The following is a 19,864-nucleotide window of genomic DNA, read 5'->3' on the forward strand; positions in this document are numbered from 1 at the left end:
TTCGCTTCGTTCAATAGCTCATGCAATTTCGCTCAATTATTCGAATCGTCGGATTATTATTAGCACTTTTTAGTGTATCAATGCTTGCTCCTGCGCTCGTCGCACTGATCTATCGAGATGGTGCGGGTGTGCCATTTGTGACGACCTTCTTCGTCCTCTTATTCTGTGGAGCAACTTGCTGGTTTCCAAACCGACGTTATAAGCATGAATTGAAAGCGCGTGATGGCTTTTTGATTGTAGTTCTGTTTTGGACGGTAATCGGTAGTGCTGGTGCGTTGCCGTTTTTGATCGCCGATAACCCCAATGTGTCGGTAACCGATGCTTTCTTCGAATCCTTCTCTGCATTAACTACGACAGGTGCGACTGTAATTGTTGGCCTTGATGATCTGCCTAAAGCGATTCTGTTTTATCGTCAGTTCCTACAATGGTTCGGTGGTATGGGTATCATCGTATTGGCGGTAGCCATCCTCCCTGTTCTGGGTATCGGTGGTATGCAGCTATATCGTGCTGAAATCCCGGGTCCAGTAAAAGATAGCAAGATGACTCCGCGTATTGCTGAAACGGCAAAAGCGCTTTGGTACATCTACCTGAGCTTAACCATTGCTTGTGCAGTGGCGTTTTGGCTTGCTGGGATGAGCTTCTTTGATGCTATCAGTCATAGCTTCTCTACTATTGCGATTGGTGGCTTCTCGACTCACGATGCGAGCATGGGGTATTTCAATAGCCCTGCGATCAACATGATTACAGTCGTGTTCCTTCTTATATCCGCATGTAACTATTCGCTTCACTTTGCTGCGTTTGCTTCTGGTGGTGTGCATCCTAAGTATTACTGGAAAGATCCTGAATTCCGCGCCTTTATCTTTATTCAGGCGGTCTTGTTCTTGGTTTGTTTCTTATTACTGCTTAATCACCACTCTTATGACTCGTATTACGATGCCTTTGATCAAGCCTTGTTCCAAACAGTATCTATATCTACGACAGCAGGCTTCACCACCACCGGTTTCTCCGAGTGGCCATTGTTCTTACCTGTTCTGCTTCTATTCTCTTCTTTTATAGGGGGCTGTGCAGGTTCAACGGGCGGTGGTATGAAAGTCATTCGAATCTTACTGCTTACTCTGCAAGGTGCTCGTGAAATGAAGCGTCTTGTTCACCCGCGTGCTGTCTATACCATCAAGGTTGGTGGTTCTGCGTTACCACAACGTGTCGTGGATGCGGTTTGGGGCTTCTTCTCTGCATATGCCTTGGTTTTTGTGGTTTGTATGTTGGCTCTTATTGCAACTGGTATGGATGAGCTGAGTGCTTTCTCTGCCGTAGCGGCAACATTGAATAACCTTGGCCCGGGCTTGGGTGAAGTGGCAATGCATTTCGGCGATGTGAATGACAAGGCTAAGTGGGTGTTGATCGTATCTATGCTGTTTGGTCGTTTAGAGATATTCACCTTATTAATTTTATTGACCCCTACGTTTTGGCGTAGCTAAGGACAACATTGTGGCAAAAGCTCTATTTTTGTATTCAAGCCGTGAAGGGCAAACCAAGAAAATCTTGAACTATATAAAAGAAGAAATGAATGAGTTCGAATGTGAGCTTCAAGATCTGCACACTATTACTAGTGTCGACTTTGCTCAATACGACAGAGTTTTGATTGGTGCATCTATTCGTTATGGCCACCTTAATAAGAAGCTATATCAGTTCATTGATGCCAACCTTGCTCAGTTGCAATCAAACAAGGTCGCTTTCTTCTGCGTTAACTTAACGGCTCGTAAAGAAGACCAAGGTAAAGATACCCCTGAAGGTAGCGCTTATATTAAGAAGTTTCTTCTTAAGTCACCGTGGCAGCCAACTTTGATCGGTGTATTCGCGGGGGCTCTCTATTACCCACGTTATAACTGGTTCGATAAAACCATGATTCGCTTCATTATGAATATGACAGGTGGGGAAACGGATACAACCAAGGAAGTCGAGTACACAAATTGGGAAAAAGTCTCTTTATTCTCTAAGAAACTACAAGAGATGTAAGAGAAAAGCCTACTTTTGAGGCGTTTTGAGTTCTTTTTAATCGAACGAATAAAAAAACGAGAAAAACTTCAAAAAGGGCTTGCCAGTGTGATCGAAATCTCTATAATGCCACCTCGCTGACACGGGATGGCTTCAACAGAAACCAAAACGAATCAGCAGGTCAAATTAGCCAAGCTAAGCGCTTGAAAAAAGTTTTGAAAATAGTGGTTGACACTAAAACTTAAATCGCTAAAATGGCCGTCCGATTTGAGCGAAGCTCAAAAAGGAAAAGCTCTTTAACAATTTAAACCTATCAATCTGTGTGGGCACTCGTTGATGAATATCAAAACGTTTTATCGTTAGATAAAACAGATTCTTCGGAATCAAAATTGATTTCAATGAACTGAGTGACCAATACGTTTAACTACTTGTAGTTAATCGGCACAGTCAATTCATTATCATTCTGTTGGAATGGTAATAGCTTTAGAATTACATGTTTACTTCGGTAAATATTAGTTTTGAAGTCAGTATTCGTTGAGTCACAAAATCTTAAATTGAAGAGTTTGATCATGGCTCAGATTGAACGCTGGCGGCAGGCCTAACACATGCAAGTCGAGCGGAAACGACACTAACAATCCTTCGGGTGCGTTAATGGGCGTCGAGCGGCGGACGGGTGAGTAATGCCTAGGAAATTGCCTTGATGTGGGGGATAACCATTGGAAACGATGGCTAATACCGCATAATGCCTACGGGCCAAAGAGGGGGACCTTCGGGCCTCTCGCGTCAAGATATGCCTAGGTGGGATTAGCTAGTTGGTGAGGTAATGGCTCACCAAGGCGACGATCCCTAGCTGGTCTGAGAGGATGATCAGCCACACTGGAACTGAGACACGGTCCAGACTCCTACGGGAGGCAGCAGTGGGGAATATTGCACAATGGGCGAAAGCCTGATGCAGCCATGCCGCGTGTATGAAGAAGGCCTTCGGGTTGTAAAGTACTTTCAGTTGTGAGGAAGGGGGTAGCGTTAATAGCGCTATCTCTTGACGTTAGCAACAGAAGAAGCACCGGCTAACTCCGTGCCAGCAGCCGCGGTAATACGGAGGGTGCGAGCGTTAATCGGAATTACTGGGCGTAAAGCGCATGCAGGTGGTTCATTAAGTCAGATGTGAAAGCCCGGGGCTCAACCTCGGAACTGCATTTGAAACTGGTGAACTAGAGTACTGTAGAGGGGGGTAGAATTTCAGGTGTAGCGGTGAAATGCGTAGAGATCTGAAGGAATACCAGTGGCGAAGGCGGCCCCCTGGACAGATACTGACACTCAGATGCGAAAGCGTGGGGAGCAAACAGGATTAGATACCCTGGTAGTCCACGCCGTAAACGATGTCTACTTGGAGGTTGTGGCCTTGAGCCGTGGCTTTCGGAGCTAACGCGTTAAGTAGACCGCCTGGGGAGTACGGTCGCAAGATTAAAACTCAAATGAATTGACGGGGGCCCGCACAAGCGGTGGAGCATGTGGTTTAATTCGATGCAACGCGAAGAACCTTACCTACTCTTGACATCCAGAGAAGCCAGTGGAGACACAGGTGTGCCTTCGGGAGCTCTGAGACAGGTGCTGCATGGCTGTCGTCAGCTCGTGTTGTGAAATGTTGGGTTAAGTCCCGCAACGAGCGCAACCCTTATCCTTGTTTGCCAGCGAGTAATGTCGGGAACTCCAGGGAGACTGCCGGTGATAAACCGGAGGAAGGTGGGGACGACGTCAAGTCATCATGGCCCTTACGAGTAGGGCTACACACGTGCTACAATGGCGCATACAGAGGGCAGCAAGCTAGCGATAGTGAGCGAATCCCAAAAAGTGCGTCGTAGTCCGGATTGGAGTCTGCAACTCGACTCCATGAAGTCGGAATCGCTAGTAATCGTGAATCAGAATGTCACGGTGAATACGTTCCCGGGCCTTGTACACACCGCCCGTCACACCATGGGAGTGGGCTGCAAAAGAAGTGGGTAGTTTAACCTTTCGAGGAGGACGCTCACCACTTTGTGGTTCATGACTGGGGTGAAGTCGTAACAAGGTAGCCCTAGGGGAACCTGGGGCTGGATCACCTCCTTATACGAAGATATCTTTGATGAGTACCCACACAGATTGATTAGGTTTAGAAAAGCAAAGAGATGAAGAACTCCCAAGTTCTTCGAAGTTTGTTTCTGCTTTAAAGTAGAGATAAATTGCAGTGTCCCGTTCGTCTAGAGGCCTAGGACACCGCCCTTTCACGGCGGTAACAGGGGTTCGACTCCCCTACGGGATACCATTGGGTCGTTAGCTCAGTTGGTAGAGCAGTTGACTTTTAATCAATTGGTCGCAGGTTCGAATCCTGCACGACCCACCATTCTTTCTCCACGAAGGAATTAAAACTTTTAGTGGGCGATTAGCTCAGTTGGGAGAGCACCTGCCTTACAAGCAGGGGGTCACTGGTTCGAGCCCGGTATCGCCCACCATTCTCTAAATATTCTTGGAAGTTAAATCTCCAAACCACTTCTTATGTCGCTGGTTGGATTTTTCGACTGTGAGAGTCTTTAGAAAATGAACTTCACAAGAAGTCTCATTGCTCTTTAACAATTTGGAAAGCTGACTGATTGATTTACTTACGAGTAATTCAATCAAATTTAAAAGTTCTCAATGTTTATCTTTCATTAGATAAACACAACAAACACATTCAAGTGTCTTGTATTCGATTCAAACTTGTTTGAATCACAATTGAGTCCGGCAAACAGTCATTGAGAATTAACCCTTCTTAATGACAACCAAAAACCTTGGTTAGTTGCCATACACTAAGACCCTTTCGGGTTGTATGGTTAAGTGACTAAGCGTACACGGTGGATGCCTTGGCAGTCAGAGGCGATGAAAGGCGTAATAACTTGCGATAAGCCCAGATTAGGTAGTAATAACCTTTTGAGTCTGGGATTCCTGAATGGGGAAACCCACTTACATAAGTAAGTATCCTGTTGTGAATACATAGCAGCAGGAGGCAAACCGGGGGAACTGAAACATCTAAGTACCCCGAGGAAGAGAAATCAACCGAGATTCCGAAAGTAGCGGCGAGCGAAATTGGATTAGCCCTTAAGCTTTTAACGATGCAGGTGAAGAGTCTGGAAAGTCTCGCAATAAAGGGTGATAGCCCCGTAACCGACACATCATAATCAGTGAAAACGAGTAGGGCGGGACACGTGATATCCTGTCTGAATATGGGGGGACCATCCTCCAAGGCTAAATACTACTGACTGACCGATAGTGAACCAGTACCGTGAGGGAAAGGCGAAAAGAACCCCTGTGAGGGGAGTGAAATAGAACCTGAAACCGTGTACGTACAAGCAGTAGGAGCACCTTCGTGGTGTGACTGCGTACCTTTTGTATAATGGGTCAGCGACTTAATTTTAGTAGCAAGGTTAACCGTTTAGGGGAGCCGTAGGGAAACCGAGTCTTAACTGGGCGTACAGTTGCTAGGATTAGACCCGAAACCAGGTGATCTAGCCATGGGCAGGTTGAAGGTTGAGTAACATCAACTGGAGGACCGAACCGACTAATGTTGAAAAATTAGCGGATGACTTGTGGCTAGGGGTGAAAGGCCAATCAAACCTGGAGATAGCTGGTTCTCCCCGAAAGCTATTTAGGTAGCGCCTCGGACGAATACTACTGGGGGTAGAGCACTGTTAAGGCTAGGGGGTCATCCCGACTTACCAACCCTTTGCAAACTCCGAATACCAGTAAGTACTATCCGGGAGACACACGGCGGGTGCTAACGTCCGTCGTGGAGAGGGAAACAACCCAGACCGCCAGCTAAGGTCCCAAAGTATAGCTAAGTGGGAAACGATGTGGGAAGGCTCAGACAGCCAGGATGTTGGCTTAGAAGCAGCCATCATTTAAAGAAAGCGTAATAGCTCACTGGTCGAGTCGGCCTGCGCGGAAGATGTAACGGGGCTAAGCTATACACCGAAGCTGCGGCTACGTACCTTAGGGTATGTGGGGTAGGGGAGCGTTCTGTAAGCCGTTGAAGGTGGTCTGTAAGGGCTGCTGGAGGTATCAGAAGTGCGAATGCTGACATGAGTAACGATAAAGGGAGTGAAAAACTCCCTCGCCGGAAGACCAAGGGTTCCTGTCCAACGTTAATCGGGGCAGGGTAAGTCGACTCCTAAGGCGAGGCCGAAAGGCGTAGTCGATGGGAAACGGGTTAATATTCCCGTACTTCTTACAATTGCGATGGGGGGACGGAGAAGGCTAGGTGGGCCTGGCGACGGTTGTCCAGGTTCAAGTACGTAGGCGGGTGGTTTAGGTAAATCCGGACCGCTACTAACGCTGAGATACGATGTCGAGCTACTACGGTAGTGAAGTCATTGATGCCATGCTTCCAGGAAAAGCCTCTAAGCTTCAGATTGTAAGGAATCGTACCCCAAACCGACACAGGTGGTCGGGTAGAGAATACCAAGGCGCTTGAGAGAACTCGGGTGAAGGAACTAGGCAAAATGGTACCGTAACTTCGGGAGAAGGTACGCTCTTATCAGTGAAGTCCCTTGCGGATGGAGCAGACGAGAGTCGCAGATACCAGGTGGCTGCAACTGTTTATTAAAAACACAGCACTGTGCAAAATCGTAAGATGACGTATACGGTGTGACGCCTGCCCGGTGCCGGAAGGTTAATTGATGGGGTTAGACTTCGGTCGAAGCTCTTGATCGAAGCCCCGGTAAACGGCGGCCGTAACTATAACGGTCCTAAGGTAGCGAAATTCCTTGTCGGGTAAGTTCCGACCTGCACGAATGGCGTAATGATGGCCACGCTGTCTCCACCCGAGACTCAGTGAAATTGAAATCGCTGTGAAGATGCAGTGTACCCGCGGCTAGACGGAAAGACCCCGTGAACCTTTACTACAGCTTGGCACTGAACATTGAACCTACATGTGTAGGATAGGTGGGAGACTATGAAACCGCGTCGCTAGATGTGGTGGAGTCGTCCTTGAAATACCACCCTTGTAGTTTTGATGTTCTAACGTTGGTCCCTGAATCGGGATTACGGACAGTGCCTGGTGGGTAGTTTGACTGGGGCGGTCTCCTCCCAAAGAGTAACGGAGGAGCACGAAGGTGGGCTAAACACGGTTGGACATCGTGTGGTTAGTGCAATGGCATAAGCCCGCTTGACTGCGAGAATGACAATTCGAGCAGGTGCGAAAGCAGGTCATAGTGATCCGGTGGTTCTGAATGGAAGGGCCATCGCTCAACGGATAAAAGGTACTCCGGGGATAACAGGCTGATACCGCCCAAGAGTTCATATCGACGGCGGTGTTTGGCACCTCGATGTCGGCTCATCACATCCTGGGGCTGAAGTCGGTCCCAAGGGTATGGCTGTTCGCCATTTAAAGTGGTACGCGAGCTGGGTTTAGAACGTCGTGAGACAGTTCGGTCCCTATCTGCCGTGGGCGTTGGAAAATTGAAAGGGGCTGCTCCTAGTACGAGAGGACCGGAGTGGACGAACCTCTGGTGTTCGGGTTGTCATGCCAATGGCATTGCCCGGTAGCTAAGTTCGGAATCGATAACCGCTGAAAGCATCTAAGCGGGAAGCGAGCCTTGAGATGAGTTTTCCCTGGCGCTATAAGCGTCCTAAAGGGTTGTCGTAGACTACGACGTTGATAGGCAGGGTGTGTAAGTGCTGCGAGGCATTGAGCTAACCTGTACTAATTGCCCGTGAGGCTTAACCATACAACACCCAAGGGGTTTTGTGGACTCAAAGAAATACCAAACGCTTGAATGAGTTTGAAGAGATAGACTTTTAAATCAGTTTTCCGAATTTTAAAATTTGCTTGGCGACCATAGCATTGTGGACCCACCTGATTCCATGCCGAACTCAGAAGTGAAACACAATAGCGCCGATGGTAGTGTGGGGCTTCCCCATGTGAGAGTAGGACATCGCCAGGCTTTAAATTTGAACACTTGTCAGCGACGACAAGTATTCCACTGCGGAGTGGTAGTTCAGTTGGTTAGAATACCGGCCTGTCACGCCGGGGGTCGCGGGTTCGAGTCCCGTCCACTCCGCCACTTATTCGATAACCTCGCCTAGTGCGAGGTTTTTTCGAATCTGAAGTAATGAAAGTTTTAGGGGTGTAGCTCCAATTGGCAGAGCAGCGGATTCCAAATCCGCGTGTTGGGAGTTCGAATCTCTCCACCCCTGCCATATTTAAGGCTCTAGCAGAAATGCTAGAGCCTTTTTGCTTTCTGAATCCAATATACGCCATTAACAGAGCAGCTGATCCCCCGACTTACCAAAACAGCGCGCGTTGGAGTTGAAACCTCCAGCCTGTCATATCTACGCCTCAGCAGAAGTTCTGTTTTTTGCTTTAGATTTGTTCGATTTTTAGTCGACAATTCTTACTTTTAATAAAACCTGGCCTTAAAAATGTAAGTGCTTACTTATCTCAGCCTCTTTTATAAACAACCAACAGCACAAACCACACTTCTTTATGAGAATTATTCTCAATATTTTGTTACATTTTGGTCGTTATTACTAAAAGGCAACAAATATGGATATCTCCCGTCGTAAGTTTATTCAATCATCTATCGCTATATCTGCACTCACTGTACTGCCCGCTTGCTCAATAAAACGGTCGGTTGATGAACAAGGAAAGCATGTTTACGACCTAACGGCAGAGCCTTCAACAGCTGAGTTGGTGACGGGATTTAATACCAATGTTTTAGCCTTTAATGGACAGATCCCTGCTCCGATGATTCGATGTCGACAGGGTGAAAAGGTTACGATCCGCTTTACGAATAAGCTCGCTGAACCGACGACTATTCATTGGCATGGTTTAAGAATTCCCATCGAAATGGATGGGGTTCCCTTCTTAAGTCAGCCACCGATCATGCCAGGTGAAACATTCATTTATGAATTTACGCCACCAGATGCTGGTACGTTTTGGTATCACCCACATATGAACAGCGTTAAGCAGCTTGGTATGGGTTTGGTTGGTCTTATTATCGTAGAGGAGAGCATTCCAGTGCCGTTTGATGAAGAGCACGCACTGATGCTTAAACATTGGCATATAGATAAGAAAGACAAATGGAAAGATCTAATGATCCCACGACTCAGTGCTCGTATGGGTACGCCAGGAGAGTGGAGTAGCGTTAATGGAATACATGAACCTGTCTATCAGTTAAAACAACATGCAACGACCAGGCTGCGTATCGCTAATGTCGATAATACGATCACTTACCCTATTGCTGTTGAAGGGGCTGAGGCATGGGTGATTGCCATTGATGGTAACCCTGTCAAAACACCTTATAAGCTGACGGAACATAAAATTGGTCCAGGGATGCGAGTGGATATTGGACTGATAGCACCCAAAGCCGGTGGGCGAGTTAGCGTCCTTCAAATGAAAGGACGCTTTCCTTTCTCTTTGTGTGAGTTCGAGGTTGTAGATTCAACCTTTGTTGAGAATCGCTCTCTACCTTCTTTGCCCCTTAATCCTGTGCCCAACTTAGATTTGGCTAATGCAGAAGAAATCGACTTTTTATTTGAATGGGAAGGGGCGGTTTCTCCAGTATCTAAAGATGGAAAATCTATGCCTAAGTTTTGGCTAACTAATAAACGAGCATGGGAGGGGATGAGCAAAGATAGTATCCCTGAACCGTTGGCGACGTTAGAGCTGGGAAAAACCTATATATTCGATCTTAAGAACGTCACTCAATACCATCACCCGATCCATATTCATGGACATACTTTTACAGTACTCGAACTTGACGGGAAGAAAGTTGAAGAGCCTTTCCATACCGATACAGTGTTACTTGGAAAAAACGGCCGAGCTAAAGCCGCATTTGTTGCCGACAACCCTGGCCGCTGGATGTATCACTGTCATGTTATCGAACACATGAAAACGGGTTTGATGGGATATATTGAAGTTAAGTGACACCTGTAACGTTTAATATTTGCGCATGCATTCTTAGTTTCTACCCTCGCTTTTATCGGCGTTAAAGCTAGAATATAGGGATTATTGTTTGGGAGGATTCATGGGTCAGTTATCTATTCTAGGTTTTATCGCCATCGGTGGCGCGTTTGGTGCTTGTTCACGTTACTTGATTTCAGAGTTATGCGTTGTGATGTTAGGACGTGGTTTCCCTTACGGTACGCTGACTGTTAACGTGATTGGCTCTTTGATTATGGGATTGCTCATCGCCGCGTTTGAAAATGAGATGGTTGCGACGGAGCCGTGGAGACAAATTATCGGTCTTGGTTTTCTTGGGGCCCTGACGACATTTTCTACGTTTTCGATGGATAACGTGCTTCTTATGCAGCAGGGTGCGTTCTTCAAGATGGGGCTCAATGTACTGCTCAACGTGGTGCTCAGTATTTCAGCGGCATGGATCGGCTTCCAACTTCTGATAAAGTCTTAAAACTTTCTTACGATTTGTTAACAACTCGGCTTGGTTTATCCAAGCCGTTTTTATATACTCGATCGTACTTGTCGGAGTGCCATATGGCTGAGACCGTTAACTCGGGATCCGTTGAACCTGATCAGGCTAATACCTGCGAAGGGAACAAGAGTAGATATCTAACTAGAATCCTTCTAGAGATCTATCTCCAGATCACAACTGTATTTCTTACCGTGATCCCTCTTGTAGCATCTTATCCGTCAAGCATTTTTATCCCTATAAATAATGGCTAAAAGCCAAGGAAAAATGCTATGTCGAGTCGTAAACAAGCAAGACTGGAAGCGAAGAATTTCATTGATTCTTTATCCGTACAACCTTATCCAAATTCAAAAAAAGCTTACATCCAAGGATCTCGCGAGGACATTCAAGTCCCTGTACGAGAAATATCACTAGCAGATAGCCTTGTTGGTGGTACCAAAAAAGAGCCTGTATTCGAACCTAATGCGCCAATTCATGTATACGACACCTCTGGTGTTTATACTGACCCTACGCACGAAATTGACCTTTACAGTGGCCTTCCTAAGTTACGAGAGCAATGGATTGAAGAGCGTGCTGATACGGAACTGTTAGGCGATGTAAGTTCTGTATACACCAAAGAGCGTTTAGAAGATGAAACTCTAGACGACCTTCGTTACGGTAATCTGCCTAGAATTCGTCGCGCGACTGGCGATCAATGTGTTACTCAGCTGCACTATGCTCGTAAGGGGATTATTACTCCTGAGATGGAGTACATTGCGATACGTGAGAACATGGGACGTCAGAAGTTTGCTGATGAGCAGCTGAACCACCAACACCCTGGCCATAACTTTGGCGCAAACCTGCCGAAAGAAATCACCCCTGAGTTCGTGCGTAAAGAAGTCGCTGAAGGCCGAGCTATCATTCCGTCGAACATTAACCACCCTGAATCCGAGCCGATGATTATTGGCCGAAACTTCTTAGTGAAAGTGAACGCTAATATCGGTAACTCTTCAGTGAGCTCTTCGATTGAAGAAGAAGTTGAGAAGCTAGTATGGTCGACTCGTTGGGGTGGAGATACCGTGATGGACCTTTCTACCGGTCGTAATATTCACGAGACTCGCGAATGGATACTACGTAATAGCCCAGTACCAATTGGTACGGTTCCTATGTATCAAGCGCTTGAAAAAGTGAATGGCGTTGCGGAAGACCTTAACTGGGAAGTGATGCGCGATACCTTGATTGAACAAGCAGAGCAGGGTGTTGATTACTTTACTATCCACGCAGGCTTATTGCTTCGCTACGTTCCTATGACCGCTAAACGTGTGACTGGTATTGTCTCTCGTGGCGGCTCTATCATCGCGAAATGGTGTCTTGCTCATCACCAAGAAAGCTTCCTTTATACCCATTTCCGTGAGATCTGTGAGATCTGTGCGAAGTACGATGTCGCTCTGTCATTGGGTGACGGTCTACGTCCGGGTTCGATTGCTGATGCGAATGATGAAGCTCAATTCTCCGAATTACGTACTTTGGGTGAGTTGACTAAAGTTGCTTGGGAATACGACGTGCAGGTGATCATTGAAGGCCCTGGACATGTACCAATGCACCTAATTAAAGAGAACATGGATGAGCAGTTAGAGCACTGTCATGAAGCACCGTTCTATACATTAGGTCCATTGACTACCGATATTGCCCCTGGTTATGACCACATTACCTCTGGAATTGGCGCGGCCATGATTGGTTGGTACGGCTGTGCGATGCTCTGTTATGTAACCCCTAAAGAGCATCTAGGCTTACCAAACAAAGAAGATGTGAAGACTGGCCTGATTACTTACAAGCTGGCTGCACACGCAGCAGACTTGGCTAAAGGACATCCGGGTGCACAAATCCGAGATAACGCTTTATCAAAGGCACGTTTTGAATTCCGTTGGGAAGACCAATTTAACCTAGCTCTTGATCCGGAAACTGCGCGTTCTTTCCATGATGAAACCTTGCCGCAAGAGTCGGGCAAGGTTGCTCACTTCTGCTCAATGTGTGGCCCTAAATTCTGCTCAATGAAGATCTCTCAAGAAGTTCGAGAGTACGCGAAAGACACTGAACAAGTGGCAGCTGATCAGGCTATCGAGATTAAGATGCTAGATAACCCGTTGGAAGGGATGCGTCAGAAATCCCAAGAATTCCGTGATACTGGCTCTGAACTTTATCATCCTGCAGTGGGTGCAAAAGAAGCTCAATTAGAGGAATAATGACAGTGAAAATTCTTATCCCATCTCAAAACATTGAGTTAACGGGAGAGGTGCAAAGCTGTCTACTGGTTGCTAAGCGACAAGGCTTGGCAACCGATGCAGTTGAGTTGGGTGTAAGCCCAACTCAATGCTTCTCTATCGTTGATGCTCAGCAAGCGTTATCTATTGGTTTTGCTCATGATGTTGATTCATTGGCGGAGTGTCGCTCAAGTGAGCTTGATCATATCGTTGATTACAGTCATTCAGTGGCGCTAGCTGGTGTCCGCGATGCCTTGGCACAAACTCCGAATACCATCTATATCGGTGTCTTAGATGACTCAGCTGTATTGGATCTCTGGTCACAGCTAGATGCTAATCGTGCTATCAAGAGTGAAACTCCAGCTCATCAGGAGTTAGATAGTCGTGGCCACTTTGCTTGGTTAGTTACTTTGTTGGCGTTGGAGTTCCCATTAGAAGATGCACTGGTTTTAGCTCGCGCCGCATCTAATGTTTCACGTGGAACATGGCCAGCAAGCTACCAAAACTTTCCTATTCCCATTCTGGAAGATGAACGACTGGATATTAGTGTTGGTTGGGCGCATCAAGGAACCTCACTTTCGTTCCCTGAACTGAGTAAGAGTAGCCTAGGACTATACCCAGTGGTTGATGATGTTGAGTGGATCGAAAGGCTGCTCAAGCTTGGAATCAAGACAGTTCAACTGCGTATTAAGAACCCGCAGCAAGAAGGTTTAGAACAACAAATCGAACGATCTATCGAACTCGGTAGAGAGCACAACGCTCAGGTTTTTATCAATGACTATTGGCAATTAGCACTTAAGCATGATGCTTTTGGTGTTCATTTGGGTCAAGAGGACATCGAAGAATCCAACCTATCTCAACTGAGCCAAGCTGGTATTAAGATCGGTCTCTCGACACATGGCTATTACGAGTTGCTACGTATTGTGCAAATCAACCCAAGCTATATTGCGCTTGGGCATATATTCCCAACCACCACTAAGCAGATGCCATCAAAGCCTCAAGGGCTTGTGCGTTTATCTCTCTATCAGCAGCTGATTGATACTATCCCATACACAGAAGAACTCACCGGCTATCCGACGGTTGCGATTGGTGGAATTGACCAGTCGTCGGCTGCACAGGTGTGGAGTTGTGGGGTATCGAGCCTTGCTGTTGTACGTGCGATTACGTTAGCCGAAGACCCAAAACAAGTGATTGAGTTCTTCGAAGCATTAATGGCTGACAGTTCTACAAGTGCTGTTAAAAAGGTAACTCGGGAGCTAAGTCATGCTGAGTGATTTCGAATTCATTCGTTATCAACGACAAATCGCACTCCCTGAAGTGGGTGAGCAAGGGCAACGCAATCTATTAGATAGCCATGTGTTGGTTATTGGTTGTGGTGGCTTAGGAAATGCAGCAGCTCTCTATCTTGTGGCTTCCGGTATCGGGAAAATCGTATTGGTAGATGATGACTGTGTGGATTCGTCTAACCTGCAACGACAGGTAGCGTTCAAGGAAAGTCAGTTAGGTTCACCTAAGGTTGAAGCCCTGAAGCAACAGTTGAGTGAGCTTAATGGTCGAAGCCAAGTAAGAACCATCAATAAGCGAATGACTCAAAGCCAACTTGAGCTTGAGGTGATGCTCGCTGATTTGGTGTTGGATTGTACTGACAACTTTGAGTCACGCCAACAGGTTAACCAAGCATGTTTCGGCAGTAGTACGCCTTTGATTTCTGGTTCTGCGATCGGCTGGAAAGGTCAGTTTATTGTCTTTGATTATCAGAAGCAGAAAGGGTGCTATCACTGTTTGTTCCCGTTCAGTCATCATCCACAAACGACACGTTGTAGCGACAGCGGAATCATCGGCCCAGTTGTTGGCACTATAGGTAACCTCCAAGCACTGGCTGCTATTCAACGCCTTAGCACTGGTGAGTTCCAAGTTGCAACACATCAGCTCAAACTGTTTGATGGTCAGACGATGAACTGGCAAAACTTAAGTGTCACTCAAGATAGTGAATGCCCCGTTTGCTGCACATCTACAGTTAACTATTTAGAAGAAGAAGCCCAATGAGCAACATAACGATCTCTATCAATGAGCAACCAGAACAGGTTGCACAATCGTCGTCTCTAGCGGATATCATCCAAGCGCTTTCACTGCCCGATCTGGGTTGTGTCTTTGCTATCAACAATGCGGTTGTCCCGCGTAGTCAGTGGCAACAAACAGTCGTCAATGAAGGCGATGCTATTTCTCTTTTCCAAGCCATTGCAGGAGGCTAACCATGTTAACTATCGCAGATAAAACGTTTCAATCTCGACTCTTCACTGGAACGGGTAAGTTCGCGAACAAGCACTTGATGGCGAGTGCTATTGAAGCTTCCGGTGCTCAACTTGCAACCATGGCGTTGAAGAGGGTTGATATTCGCTCTGAGCAAGATGATATTTTGCAGCCTATCATTAATGCTGGCGTTAACTTGTTACCAAATACCTCCGGTGCAAAGAACGCGAAGGATGCCATCTTTGCTGCACATTTGGCTCGCGAAGCGCTAGGCACAAACTGGCTCAAACTGGAAATTCACCCAGATCCAAAGTACTTGATGCCAGACCCAATTGAGACATTAAAAGCGGCTGAGCAACTGGTTAAAGATGGCTTTGTTGTGTTGCCTTACTGCCATGCTGACCCAGTGTTGTGTAAACGTTTAGAAGAGGTGGGTTGTGCTGCGGTTATGCCGCTAGGTGCGCCGATTGGGTCGAATAAAGGTATCGCTTCGGCAGACTTCTTAGAGATCATTATCGACCAAGCGAATGTCCCTGTGATTGTTGACGCCGGTATTGGTGCGCCATCTCATGCTGCTCGTGCAATGGAAATGGGCGCGGATGCCGTGTTAGTTAATACTGCGATTGCGGCTTCTCAACAACCCGTTGATATGGCGATTGCTTTTAAACTGGCAGTTGAAGCTGGCCGTATGGCTTACCTTTCTGGTCTCGCTGGTCAGGTGTCTCACGCGGTTGCTTCTAGTCCGCTAACTTCATTTCTAGACGAGTAGTGTCCCTATGACGTTTGTTGATCGATTTAAACAGCTCAACTGGGATGACATTGGTATGTCTATCTTCAGTAAAACGGCAGCGGATGTTGAGCGCGCTCTGAGTAAACCTAAACGCGACTTGGAAGACTTTAAGGCTCTTATCTCTCCGGCAGCAGAACCTTACTTAGAGCAGATGGCGCAACAATCGTTGGCACTAACACGCAAGCGATTCGGCAATACAATGTCGTTGTATATTCCATTGTACCTCTCAAACTTATGTGCGAATGCGTGCACGTATTGTGGTTTCTCAATGGAGAACCGCATTAAGCGTCGCACACTTACTTTGGATGAAATCGATGCTGAAAGTGCCGCTATCAAAAAGATGAAGTTTGATAGTGTACTGTTGGTGACTGGTGAACATGAAACCAAGGTCGGGATGAAGTACTTCCGTGAAGTGCTACCGAATATTAAGGCTCAATTTAACTATCTTGCGATGGAAGTGCAGCCGCTTGATCAAGATGACTACGCAGAGCTTAAAACTCTCGGCTTAGATGCGGTGATGGTTTACCAGGAAACCTATAGTCCAAGTACCTACGCGGAACACCACTTGCGTGGCAATAAAATGGATTTTGAATACCGGCTTGAAACGCCCGATCGTTTGGCAAAAGCGGGTATTGATAAGATAGGCATTGGCGCTTTGATTGGCTTGGAAGATTGGCGTACCGACTGCTTCTTCGTGGCCGCTCACTTAGACTATCTTGAGCGCACGTATTGGCAAACACGTTACTCGATTTCATTCCCACGTCTTCGTCCGTGTGAGGGTGGTTTGCAGCCTAAATCGATTATGAGTGATAAACAGTTGGTTCAACTTATCTGTGCTTATCGCTTATTAAACCCTGAGGTTGAATTGTCTCTTTCGACTCGTGAGTCTGCAGCTTTCCGCGACAATGTGTTGCCATTGGGAATCACCAGTATGTCGGCTGCGTCTAAAACCCAACCCGGTGGTTATGCTTCTGACGAAGAAGAACTCGAGCAATTTGAAATAAGTGATGAGCGAAGTGCTGCCGATGTTGAGTCAATGATTCGTCAACGTGGTTTTGATCCTGTGTGGCGAGACTGGCACAGTGCTTACTCTGGTTAGCGAACACATAGATTGATGTTCCACGTGAAACATCGACGAAGTTAAATCGACAAATAAAAACGGCTACCCTAAGGTAGCCGTTTTTCGTTTCATTAAGTTTGGATTAGCTAAGCATTAAGCATGAGCAAGTGGAGTGGTTGATTGGCGTAACCATTCCAATGTATCACCTTCAACTAATGGGCTAACATCGTTCCATACTTTCTGGTGGTAATCATTAAGCCATGCAAGTTCAGGTCGTGTCAGTAAATCGACGTTGATGTTGCGCTTATCGATAGGGCAGCGTGTTAGTGATTCAAACGTTAGTACTGAGAAGTCACCTTGAGTTGGCAGCTCAACCACCAGTTCTAGGTTTTCGATACGGATACCAAATTCATCTGCACGGTAGTAACCCGGCTCGTTTGATAACACCATGCCTTCAACAAGAGGTACGTCGATTAGCTTCTTAGAGATGCTTTGCGGACCTTCATGAACACTTAGGAAATGACCAACACCGTGACCAGTACCGTGGTCGTAGTCGAAGCCCTCTGCCCATAAATGCTGTCGAGCTAGGATATCAAGTTGGAAACCACGAGTACCCTGTGGGAAACGTGCACGTGCAATGCCGATGTGACCTTTAAGCGCTAACGTGAACTGCTGGATCATTTCGGCGCTTGGCTGGCCAATTGCGATAGTACGAGTGATGTCGGTTGTGCCGTCTAGGTACTGACCACCTGAATCGACTAGGTAAAGAGTATTCATCTCTAACTGACCTGGTTCAGGTTGGTTCTCGTGGTTGTAGTGACACATTGCTGCGTTGCCGCCTGCTGCTGAAATTGTGTCAAAACTTAGGTCCATCAGCGTTGGGTCTTGTTCGCGGAATGATTGAACTTTGTCTGCTAGCACAGCTTCATTGAGCAGATTACCTTGCGCGACTTCTGCATCAATCCAAGATAGGAACTTCGCCATCGCAACACCATCACGAATATGACACGCTTTCATGCCGGCAATTTCAGTTTCATTCTTTGCTGCTTTTGGCATTAGGCATGGGTCTGCTGCTTCAATGATATGAGCACCAGAGTTTTGTAGAACCAGCGTGTACCAAGCGTTACTGGTACCTGAATCGACAGATACATTTTTGCCTTCCAAAGATTGAAGGCGTGCTTCAAGCTCTGATGGGTGAGACACACGAATACCATTGCCAACGTGTGCTTCAAAGCCAGTAGGAATACGAGCAGGGTCTAGGAAGAAATCTACGCTTTCATCTGCGTGAATGATCGCATTGGATAACACAACAGGTAGGCGAGATACGTCCAAACCACGGATGTTAAGCAGCCAACAGATCGAATCGAGTTCCGTAAGGATAGCGGCATCAGCACCTTTGGCTTTTAGTAAGCCAGCAATCTCCGCACGTTTGCTTTCACTTGATTGGCCTACTGCATCTGTTTCCATTAGGCGAACATCAGATACCACAGGCTCAGGACGATCAGACCAAAGCTCATCAATTGGATTCGAAGATAGCGTTGTTAGTTCAACTTTCTCTGCCAGTTTAGCTTGAGCGCCTTTCAACCAAGCAGCAGTGTGCATGCGTGGGTCGAATGCAACCTTGCTGCCTTGTGCTAGAGAGCTGATGATCCAATCTAAAGCCGGCTCTTCAATAAGGTGGCGATACTCAAATAACTCTGCTGGTACCTGCTTACGAACCTGAACCGTGTAGCGACCATCAACAAAAATAGCAGCGTTCTCACGAGTGATAACTGCAGCACCAGCAGAGCCAGTGAAACCTGTTAACCAGTGAAGTCGCTCGTTATGAGCTGGAACGTATTCACCTAGATATTCGTCTTCGTGTGGAATGATAACGGCATCTAGTTTGCTTGTTTCAAGCCAAGCTCGAACCGCAGCAACGCGTTCAGCAGTGATATTGTGCATCTGTGTTTATCCTTATTGTTAGGGTCCTTGTTAACACTCACAGTAGATATACATATGAGGGGACTTATTAGGTCAATAAGCTAGCGCTTTTGTTCGTTTGCTGCAAACGCTGTACGCCATTTTTATCTAAGATGCAGAGTTTTTTCTTTGATGATATCTCGCAACCAAGTTAGCGCTGGGTCATTTTCTCTATCACGGTGCCAAAACAGAGTGTATGCCATCGGCGGGAATTCCATTGGTAAAGGCACAACCACTAAGTCGAGTTGTTTGGCGACAAGGTAAGTAAAGTGGCTTGGTGCGGTAAAGACAAAATCGGTGTAGGTACACAGGCTAGCGGCGCTATTAAAGTCTGGAACAGAAATCGCGATATCACGTTGGTGGCCAAGGTCGGCAAGTTTGTAATCGAGCAGCCAACGGTCGTTACCATCACATCTCACTTGTACATGGCGCTGGGCGAGGTAGGTTTCTAGATCCCATTTACCACTTAGAGCAGGGTGGTTGCGTCTTAACACACACATTTGTGCATCACGATAGATCTCTTGCTCACAGATGTCGTCTGGCGGCAGCATGGTCAAACGTGCATCGTTAATGTCGATGTCTTTGCCTGTGAGTCCAATATCTAATTCGCCAAGCTGTAGTTTCTTAAAGGTTTGTTCGGTCCACGCGTGGGTGTTGATATTGACCTTAGGCGCTTGTCGAAATATTGCTGGTAAGAAGTGCGGAAGAATCAGGGGGTAAACACTCTCAACGGCAGCGATGTGAAAGCTGTGGTCGCTGTTGTTGGGAATAAAAGTTTCCGGCTGGGTAAGCACATCAAGTTGGTTGATCAACGTTTCTAAGCGAGGCTTAAGGAATACGGCTTTTGGTGTTGGTCTTAAGCCATGTGCACTTCGCGTGAAAAGGGGATCATTAAATTGTTCACGAAGCTTGGCTAGCGATTTACTCACTGCCGACTGGCTCAGGCACAATCGATGTGCGGTGCGCGTGACGCTTAGCTCCTCCATCAGCACCTGTAAGCAAACCAGTAGGTTTAAGTCGAGGCGTGATAGTTTCTCAATATTCATGTGAGTTTCCTATTTGGAATAATGCTAATGAGTATATGCCATTTTTGTTCATATCTTTAGTTGGTTATTATGCACCTAAA

The 19,864-nt window shown here is 46.6% G+C and carries 12 protein-coding genes, 5 tRNA genes, 3 rRNA genes and 1 riboswitch; of the genes, 18 read left to right on the forward strand and 2 right to left on the reverse strand.

The annotated features are described in order from the left end of the window. Positions 1 to 20: 20 nt before the first annotated feature. From OCV20_RS00100 to thiH, 18 genes are all read left to right on the forward strand, one after another. Positions 21 to 1,478: a TrkH family potassium uptake protein gene (locus OCV20_RS00100; RefSeq protein ID WP_017077285.1), complete on the forward strand. Its 1,458-nt coding sequence runs from the start codon at positions 21 to 23 to the stop codon at positions 1,476 to 1,478. Positions 1,479 to 1,488: 10 nt separating this feature from the next. After that, entirely contained in the window at positions 1,489 to 2,016 is a 528-nt protein-coding gene (gene hemG, locus OCV20_RS00105) for a menaquinone-dependent protoporphyrinogen IX dehydrogenase (RefSeq protein ID WP_048611256.1), read from the forward strand. Positions 2,017 to 2,546: 530 nt separating this feature from the next. Continuing rightward, positions 2,547 to 4,101, forward strand: a 16S ribosomal RNA gene (locus OCV20_RS00110). A 120-nt stretch (positions 4,102 to 4,221) separates the two neighbouring features. Continuing rightward, positions 4,222 to 4,297 (forward strand) — tRNA-Glu (locus OCV20_RS00115). A 2-nt stretch (positions 4,298 to 4,299) separates the two neighbouring features. Beyond that, positions 4,300 to 4,375 (forward strand) — tRNA-Lys (locus OCV20_RS00120). A gap of 33 nt (positions 4,376 to 4,408) precedes the next feature. Further along, positions 4,409 to 4,484: transfer RNA gene (locus OCV20_RS00125), tRNA-Val, on the forward strand. 355 nt (positions 4,485 to 4,839) lie between these two features. After that, positions 4,840 to 7,733, forward strand: a 23S ribosomal RNA gene (locus OCV20_RS00130). Between the two features lie 100 nt (positions 7,734 to 7,833). Next, positions 7,834 to 7,949: ribosomal RNA gene (gene rrf, locus OCV20_RS00135) — 5S ribosomal RNA — on the forward strand. The 16S, 23S and 5S rRNA genes sit together here with 5 tRNA genes alongside, the layout of an rRNA operon. Positions 7,950 to 7,992: 43 nt before the next feature. Then, positions 7,993 to 8,069: transfer RNA gene (locus OCV20_RS00140), tRNA-Asp, on the forward strand. 59 nt (positions 8,070 to 8,128) lie between these two features. Next, positions 8,129 to 8,205 (forward strand) — tRNA-Trp (locus tag OCV20_RS00145). Between the two features lie 346 nt (positions 8,206 to 8,551). After that, positions 8,552 to 9,934 carry a multicopper oxidase family protein gene (locus OCV20_RS00150; RefSeq protein ID WP_086773557.1) on the forward strand — a complete coding sequence of 461 codons (1,383 nt, stop codon included), beginning with the start codon at positions 8,552 to 8,554 and terminating at the stop codon, positions 9,932 to 9,934. Between the two features lie 100 nt (positions 9,935 to 10,034). Then, positions 10,035 to 10,418 carry a fluoride efflux transporter CrcB gene (crcB, locus tag OCV20_RS00155; protein WP_004736665.1) on the forward strand — a complete coding sequence of 128 codons (384 nt, stop codon included), beginning with the start codon at positions 10,035 to 10,037 and terminating at the stop codon, positions 10,416 to 10,418. A gap of 62 nt (positions 10,419 to 10,480) precedes the next feature. After that, positions 10,481 to 10,579, forward strand: a riboswitch (TPP riboswitch). Between the two features lie 129 nt (positions 10,580 to 10,708). Next, positions 10,709 to 12,658, forward strand: coding sequence for a phosphomethylpyrimidine synthase ThiC (thiC, locus tag OCV20_RS00160; RefSeq protein WP_086773558.1), 1,950 nt, complete (start codon positions 10,709 to 10,711; stop codon positions 12,656 to 12,658). After that, entirely contained in the window at positions 12,658 to 13,950 is a 1,293-nt protein-coding gene (locus tag OCV20_RS00165; protein WP_086773559.1) for a thiamine phosphate synthase, read from the forward strand. Before thiC ends, OCV20_RS00165 begins: the two co-directional genes overlap by 1 nt. Beyond that, complete coding sequence (locus tag OCV20_RS00170) at positions 13,940 to 14,722, forward strand: HesA/MoeB/ThiF family protein (protein ID WP_086773560.1); 783 nt, start codon at positions 13,940 to 13,942, stop codon at positions 14,720 to 14,722. The genes OCV20_RS00165 and OCV20_RS00170 overlap by 11 nt, the downstream gene beginning before the upstream one ends. Then, entirely contained in the window at positions 14,719 to 14,928 is a 210-nt protein-coding gene (gene thiS / locus OCV20_RS00175) for a sulfur carrier protein ThiS (RefSeq protein ID WP_048610390.1), read from the forward strand. Before OCV20_RS00170 ends, thiS begins: the two co-directional genes overlap by 4 nt. 2 nt (positions 14,929 to 14,930) lie before the next feature. Next, positions 14,931 to 15,695 (forward strand): thiazole synthase, encoded by a 765-nt coding sequence (locus OCV20_RS00180; protein WP_086773561.1) that lies wholly within the window; start codon positions 14,931 to 14,933, stop codon positions 15,693 to 15,695. A gap of 7 nt (positions 15,696 to 15,702) precedes the next feature. Then, the gene (thiH, locus tag OCV20_RS00185; RefSeq protein WP_017061318.1) at positions 15,703 to 16,815 is read left to right on the forward strand and encodes a 2-iminoacetate synthase ThiH; all 1,113 of its coding nucleotides are present in this window, start codon (positions 15,703 to 15,705) and stop codon (positions 16,813 to 16,815) included. Between the two features lie 114 nt (positions 16,816 to 16,929). Here thiH and OCV20_RS00190 read toward each other — a convergent pair whose 3' ends face one another. Together OCV20_RS00190 and OCV20_RS00195 are read right to left on the reverse strand one after the other, a co-directional pair. Continuing rightward, on the reverse strand, positions 16,930 to 18,720 hold the full coding sequence (locus OCV20_RS00190) for an aminopeptidase P family protein (protein ID WP_086773562.1): 1,791 nt from the start codon (positions 18,718 to 18,720) through the stop codon (positions 16,930 to 16,932). A 122-nt stretch (positions 18,721 to 18,842) separates the two neighbouring features. Next, a complete protein-coding gene (locus OCV20_RS00195; RefSeq protein ID WP_012605070.1) occupies positions 18,843 to 19,784 on the reverse strand; it encodes a LysR family transcriptional regulator in 942 nt (313 codons plus the stop codon). Positions 19,785 to 19,864 lie beyond the last annotated feature (80 nt).

It is taken from the genome of Vibrio coralliirubri (genome assembly GCF_024347375.1).
GTDB lineage: Bacteria > Pseudomonadota > Gammaproteobacteria > Enterobacterales > Vibrionaceae > Vibrio > Vibrio coralliirubri.

Bases quoted from the DNA above. Each gene is read 5' to 3' on its own strand.
- OCV20_RS00165 (WP_086773559.1), top strand. From the start codon at position 12,658: ATGACAGTGAAAATTCTTATCCCATCTCAAAACATTGAGTTAACGGGA.
- OCV20_RS00180 (WP_086773561.1), top strand. From the start codon at position 14,931: ATGTTAACTATCGCAGATAAAACGTTTCAATCTCGACTCTTCACTGGA.
- OCV20_RS00100 (WP_017077285.1), top strand. From the start codon at position 21: ATGCAATTTCGCTCAATTATTCGAATCGTCGGATTATTATTAGCACTT.
- OCV20_RS00195 (WP_012605070.1), bottom strand. From the start codon at position 19,784: ATGAATATTGAGAAACTATCACGCCTCGACTTAAACCTACTGGTTTGC.
- OCV20_RS00190 (WP_086773562.1), bottom strand. From the start codon at position 18,720: ATGCACAATATCACTGCTGAACGCGTTGCTGCGGTTCGAGCTTGGCTT.
- thiS (WP_048610390.1), top strand. From the start codon at position 14,719: ATGAGCAACATAACGATCTCTATCAATGAGCAACCAGAACAGGTTGCA.
- thiH (WP_017061318.1), top strand. From the start codon at position 15,703: ATGACGTTTGTTGATCGATTTAAACAGCTCAACTGGGATGACATTGGT.
- thiC (WP_086773558.1), top strand. From the start codon at position 10,709: ATGTCGAGTCGTAAACAAGCAAGACTGGAAGCGAAGAATTTCATTGAT.
- crcB (WP_004736665.1), top strand. From the start codon at position 10,035: ATGGGTCAGTTATCTATTCTAGGTTTTATCGCCATCGGTGGCGCGTTT.
- OCV20_RS00170 (WP_086773560.1), top strand. From the start codon at position 13,940: ATGCTGAGTGATTTCGAATTCATTCGTTATCAACGACAAATCGCACTC.
- OCV20_RS00150 (WP_086773557.1), top strand. From the start codon at position 8,552: ATGGATATCTCCCGTCGTAAGTTTATTCAATCATCTATCGCTATATCT.